The sequence below is a fragment of the uncultured Marixanthomonas sp. genome (assembly GCF_963974425.1).
Taxonomy (GTDB): Bacteria; Bacteroidota; Bacteroidia; order Flavobacteriales; family Flavobacteriaceae; genus Marixanthomonas.
Genome location: NZ_CAXBCK010000079.1, coordinates 1 through 4,759, shown reverse-complemented (window position 1 = coordinate 4,759; position 4,759 = coordinate 1). Strand labels below are relative to the sequence as shown.

4 protein-coding genes are annotated in these 4,759 nt (G+C 36.4%); all 4 read left to right on the top strand.

Annotated features, from left to right (window positions below; genetic code table 11):
- Positions 1 to 101: 101 nt before the first annotated feature.
- Complete coding sequence (locus AACZ92_RS16040) at positions 102 to 674, top strand: non-canonical purine NTP diphosphatase (RefSeq protein ID WP_339703560.1); 573 nt, start codon at positions 102 to 104, stop codon at positions 672 to 674.
- A gap of 187 nt (positions 675 to 861) precedes the next feature.
- The gene (locus AACZ92_RS16035; RefSeq protein WP_339703557.1) at positions 862 to 2,619 is read left to right on the top strand and encodes a DEAD/DEAH box helicase; all 1,758 of its coding nucleotides are present in this window, start codon (positions 862 to 864) and stop codon (positions 2,617 to 2,619) included.
- A gap of 73 nt (positions 2,620 to 2,692) precedes the next feature.
- Positions 2,693 to 3,460 carry a carboxypeptidase-like regulatory domain-containing protein gene (locus AACZ92_RS16030; RefSeq protein ID WP_339703554.1) on the top strand — a complete coding sequence of 256 codons (768 nt, stop codon included), beginning with the start codon at positions 2,693 to 2,695 and terminating at the stop codon, positions 3,458 to 3,460.
- A 74-nt stretch (positions 3,461 to 3,534) separates the two neighbouring features.
- On the top strand, positions 3,535 to 4,759 hold a 1,225-nt coding region (locus AACZ92_RS16025), incomplete at its 3' end, for an aldehyde dehydrogenase family protein (protein ID WP_339703552.1).

The window sequence follows — 4,759 nt, the reverse complement described above, 5'->3', positions numbered from 1 at the left end:
TGCTAGATGCTAGATGCTAGATGCTAGATGCTAGATGCTAGATGCTAGATGCTAGATGCTAGGTAAAACTAAACCTTAACCTGAAATTTCAAACCTAAAATATGAGACTAGTTTTCGCTACCCACAACAAGAATAAATTAAAAGAAGTAAAAGCCTTACTTCCGCATCATATTGAGATATTAAGCTTAACCGATATTGGTTGTAACGAAGAAATTCCTGAAACAGCAGATACCATTGAAGGCAATGCTATTTTAAAAGCAAATTATGTACGAGACAATTATGATTTAAATTGCTTTGCAGATGACACAGGATTGGAGGTTACGGCTCTAAATGGTGAGCCTGGTGTTTATAGTGCGCGTTATGCAGGGGAGGATAAAAGCTCTGAAGCTAATATTGAAAAACTTTTAAAAAATCTCGAAGGTAAAGAAGACCGTTCTGCTCGGTTTAAAACTGCAATAGCGTTAACTTTAAATCATTCCGAAGTATTGTTTTTAGGAATTTGTGAAGGTGAAATTACTACTGAAAAGAAAGGTACGGGTGGATTTGGATACGACTCTATTTTCAAACCAGACGGATGTGATGAAACGTTTGCTCAGATGAAACTAACTCAAAAAAGTGAAATAGGGCATAGGGGAAAGGCCATGCGCCAACTTATTGAATACCTTCGAGAGTGATACTGAATGATTTGCCTTTAGTTTTCGGTAATGTAAAATAACTAGGCAAAAGGACGATTAAGTTAATAGTTAATAGTATCTTTGCCGCTTCAAAAAATCCTCAGGGTGAGGGTTTGTGTTGAAGCGAAGCCCAAGGTTTAATAGTCGTTTGCTTCCAACCAACACGCAAACATTTTTAAACCATTTTATGGCTACATTTAAAGAATTAGGCCTTGAAGAAAACTTGCTTCAGGCTATTACCGATATGGGTTTTGAAACTCCATCGGAAGTACAAGAAAAAACAATCCCTATTTTATTGGAAAAGGAAACCGATATTGTTTCCTTAGCACAAACCGGAACAGGTAAAACCGCTGCGTTTGGCTTCCCAATGCTTCAAAAAATACAAATTGAAAGCAGAACCACACAAGGACTTATCCTTTCACCTACCCGTGAGCTTTGTTTACAAATAACCAAAGAGATAGAAAGCTACGGAAAGCATAAAAAAGGTCTTAATGTGGTTGCTGTATATGGTGGCGCAAGCATTAGCGATCAAGCACGCCAAATTAAAAAAGGTGCTCAAATTATCGTCGCTACTCCTGGTAGAATGAAGGATATGATTGGTCGTGGTATGATCGATATTTCAAAAATTGAATATTGTGTGCTCGATGAGGCAGATGAAATGTTGAACATGGGCTTCTATGAAGATATAACTGAAATTCTTTCACACTCCCCTAAAGATAAAAGCACCTGGCTTTTTAGTGCAACCATGCCAAAAGACGTGGCAAAAATTGCCAAAAAATTTATGCACAGCCCGGTTGAAATTACCGTAGGAAGCAGAAATGTAGGTACCGAAAATGTATCACACGAATACTATTTGGTAAACGCTAGAGATCGATATTTAGCACTAAAACGCTTGGCCGATGCGAATCCTGACATCTTTTCAGTAGTATTTTGCCGTACTAAGCGCGATACCCAGAAAGTAGCTGAACGTCTTATTGAAGATGGTTATAATGCCGCTGCAATACACGGAGATTTGAGTCAGAATCAACGTGATTTAGTGATGAAATCGTTCCGTACGCGTCAAATACAAATGTTAGTTGCAACCGATGTTGCTGCTCGTGGTATTGATGTAGACAATATTACACACGTAATAAACTACCAATTACCTGATGAAATTGAAACCTATACACACCGTAGCGGTCGTACAGGTCGTGCTGGAAAGAGTGGTGTTTCTATAGTAATTGTTTCAAAGAGTGAGCTTAGAAAGATTAAAAGCATTGAAAAAATTATTCAAAGAAACTTTACTAAAAAAGAAGTTCCGAGCGGAATGGAAATTTGCGAAACGCAATTGTTTCATTTAGCCAGCAGTATAAAAAATACAGAGGTTAACCACGAGATAGATGCGTATCTTCCAAATATTAATGAGGTTCTTGAGGATTTCAGTAAGGAAGAGTTAATCAAGAAAGTATTTTCAGTAGAGTTTACTCGTTTTTATAACTATTATAAGAATGAGAAAGATTTAAATTCAGCTGTAGGAGATACATCGGTAGGTAATAGCGAGGACAGTGTTCGATACTTTATTAACATTGGTGGGCGTGACGATTTTAACTGGATGAGCCTGAAAGATTTATTAAAAGATTTACTTAGTTTAGGTCAGGACGATGTATTCCGCGTAGATGTAAAAGATTCATTCTCCTTTTTCAATACCGATAAAAAGCACCAAGAGTTAGTATTGAATATTTTCAACGATTTTAAATTAGATGGTCGTAATATTTCAGTAGAAATTAGCAAAGACGGACGTAATAAAGGAGGCGGAAGAAGCGGCGGAAAAGGTCGTGGAAAAGGAAAACGAGGAGGAAAAAGCTTTGATGGTGGCGGTGGTTCAAAATTTAAAGGAAAAAGCCGTAGAAGAAACGAACGCCCTTCAGGAAAAGGTACAGGAGGAAAACGCAGAAGACGTAATTAACAAATAAATTAGTCCACTTTTGAAACTTTGGCACAGATTTGTCGTCTATTTATGTAAATTTGTTACAATTGCTATGAAAAGACACGTATTACTTTTAGTATTTTGTTTAGTTTCCATTATTGCATTTTCGCAGGATGATACCCCAATTAAAGGTAAAGTTCTTAGCAGTGCAACAGACGACCCTTTGGAAAATGTAAATATTGTTAACTTGAATGAAGTTATAGGTACAACTACCGATAAAGAAGGTGAATTCTCTATTCGCGCTAAAGTGAACGATACCTTGTATTTTAGCTATTTAGGCTATAAATCGATTCGAGTTCGGGTAACAAATGACTGGTTAAAATTTGGTGATATTAAAGTAAAAATGACAGAATTAGGCATTGCACTTGAAGAAGTTGTGGTAAAACCGGTACAACTTACCGGTTATGTTGAGGTGGATGCTAAGATAATTCCGATCTATGATAATTACAGATATCGTATTTCGGGATTAAGTTCTGGTTATGAAGGTGGGAGCAGGCAGCCAGGAGCTGTAAACAAAGTGTTGAGTGCTATTTTTAATCCAGCAGATTTTCTGTATAATGTCTTCGGAAAACGGCCTAAACAGATGCAGAAGCTTCGTAAAATGAAGCAAGATGATGAAATTAGAAATCTGTTAGCTAGTAAATATGATAGGGAAACCTTAATGGCTGTATTGCAGTTGGAACGCGTTGATATTGATGAAATATTGAACAATTGCAGTTATTCTGAAAGTTTTATAAAAACGGCTAACGATCTTCAAATATTGGACGCTATCAGTGAATGTTACGAAGAATACCGTGTTTTAAACAGAGAAAAGGGTTGATTTAGCAAGTTGTTATGAAAATTCTGAAATAAGTTTATTTATCTTGAACTTTTTCAGAAACCGTAACACTTCTTATGAAACAATTTGTAGACCAACAAAGAGCTTTTTTCAATACCCAAACTACAAAAAATATATCTTTTAGAATTAAACAGCTTGACACGCTACAAGCTGTTTTAAAAGAAAATGAAACGCTTCTAAATGAAGCTATCTTCGCAGACTTCAAAAAATCTGAATTTGACACCTATGTAAGCGAACTGGCTTTGTTGTACAGCGATATAAAAGAAGCTAAAGGCAATATAAAGAAATGGTCTCGCCGAAAACGAGTTTCTACTAATTTATTAAATTTTCCAGCCAGCAGTTACATCATTCCTGAGCCATTAGGCGTTTGCTTAGTAATTGGCGCATGGAACTATCCGTATCAACTTTCTTTTGCACCTGTTGTAGCAGCTTTAGCTGCGGGAAATACAGTGATTTTAAAACCTAGTGAGTTGCCTTCAAAAACAAGTGAGGTGATAGCAAAATTGGTTAATAAAAATTTTGATCCCAATGTATTTAAAGTAATTGAAGGCAGCGTTTCTGAAACTACGGAGCTTTTAAAACAAAATTTTGATAAAATATTCTTTACTGGCAGTACCAAAGTAGGGAAGATTGTCTATAAAGCAGCAGCTGAAACTTTGACACCCGTTACTTTAGAAATGGGGGGTAAAAGCCCCGCGTTTGTTACCGAGGAGTGTAACCTTAACATGGCGGTAAAACGAATGATGTGGGCTAAGTTTTTAAACGCAGGCCAAACCTGTATTGCTCCAGACTATGTGATGGTACATGAAAATGTGAAGAAAGAATTTTTAGAACTTGCGAAAGCAGAGATTGAAGCAGAACACTTTCAATTTGAAAATGATAATTATGTTCAGATTATCAACAACGATAATTTTGAAAGGCTTGAAAAAATGATACAACCTAATCAAGTATATTATGGCGGAAACATGGACAAAGAAAAACGCTATATACAACCTACGATACTTCAGAATGTTTCATTTGAAGATCCTGTTATGCAAGAAGAGATTTTCGGCCCTATTTTACCGGTGATTGGGTATGATAATATAGATAAAGCAATTACTGAGGTGCGAAAATTTCCGAAGCCATTGTCTTGTTATGTCTTTACCAAGGATAAAAAAGCAAAACATAAAATATTGAATGATATTTCATTTGGTGGAGGAGCAATAAATGATGCTGTGATGCATATTTCGAATCCCAAACTACCTTTTGGTGGCGTAGGGCAGAGTGGAATAGGTAACTACC

What these genes read in the sequence shown, in the direction of transcription:
- AACZ92_RS16040 (WP_339703560.1), top strand. Translation starts at nt 102, where the DNA reads ATGAGACTAGTTTTCGCTACCCACAACAAGAATAAATTAAAAGAAGTA.
- AACZ92_RS16030 (WP_339703554.1), top strand. Translation starts at nt 2,693, where the DNA reads ATGAAAAGACACGTATTACTTTTAGTATTTTGTTTAGTTTCCATTATT.
- AACZ92_RS16035 (WP_339703557.1), top strand. Translation starts at nt 862, where the DNA reads ATGGCTACATTTAAAGAATTAGGCCTTGAAGAAAACTTGCTTCAGGCT.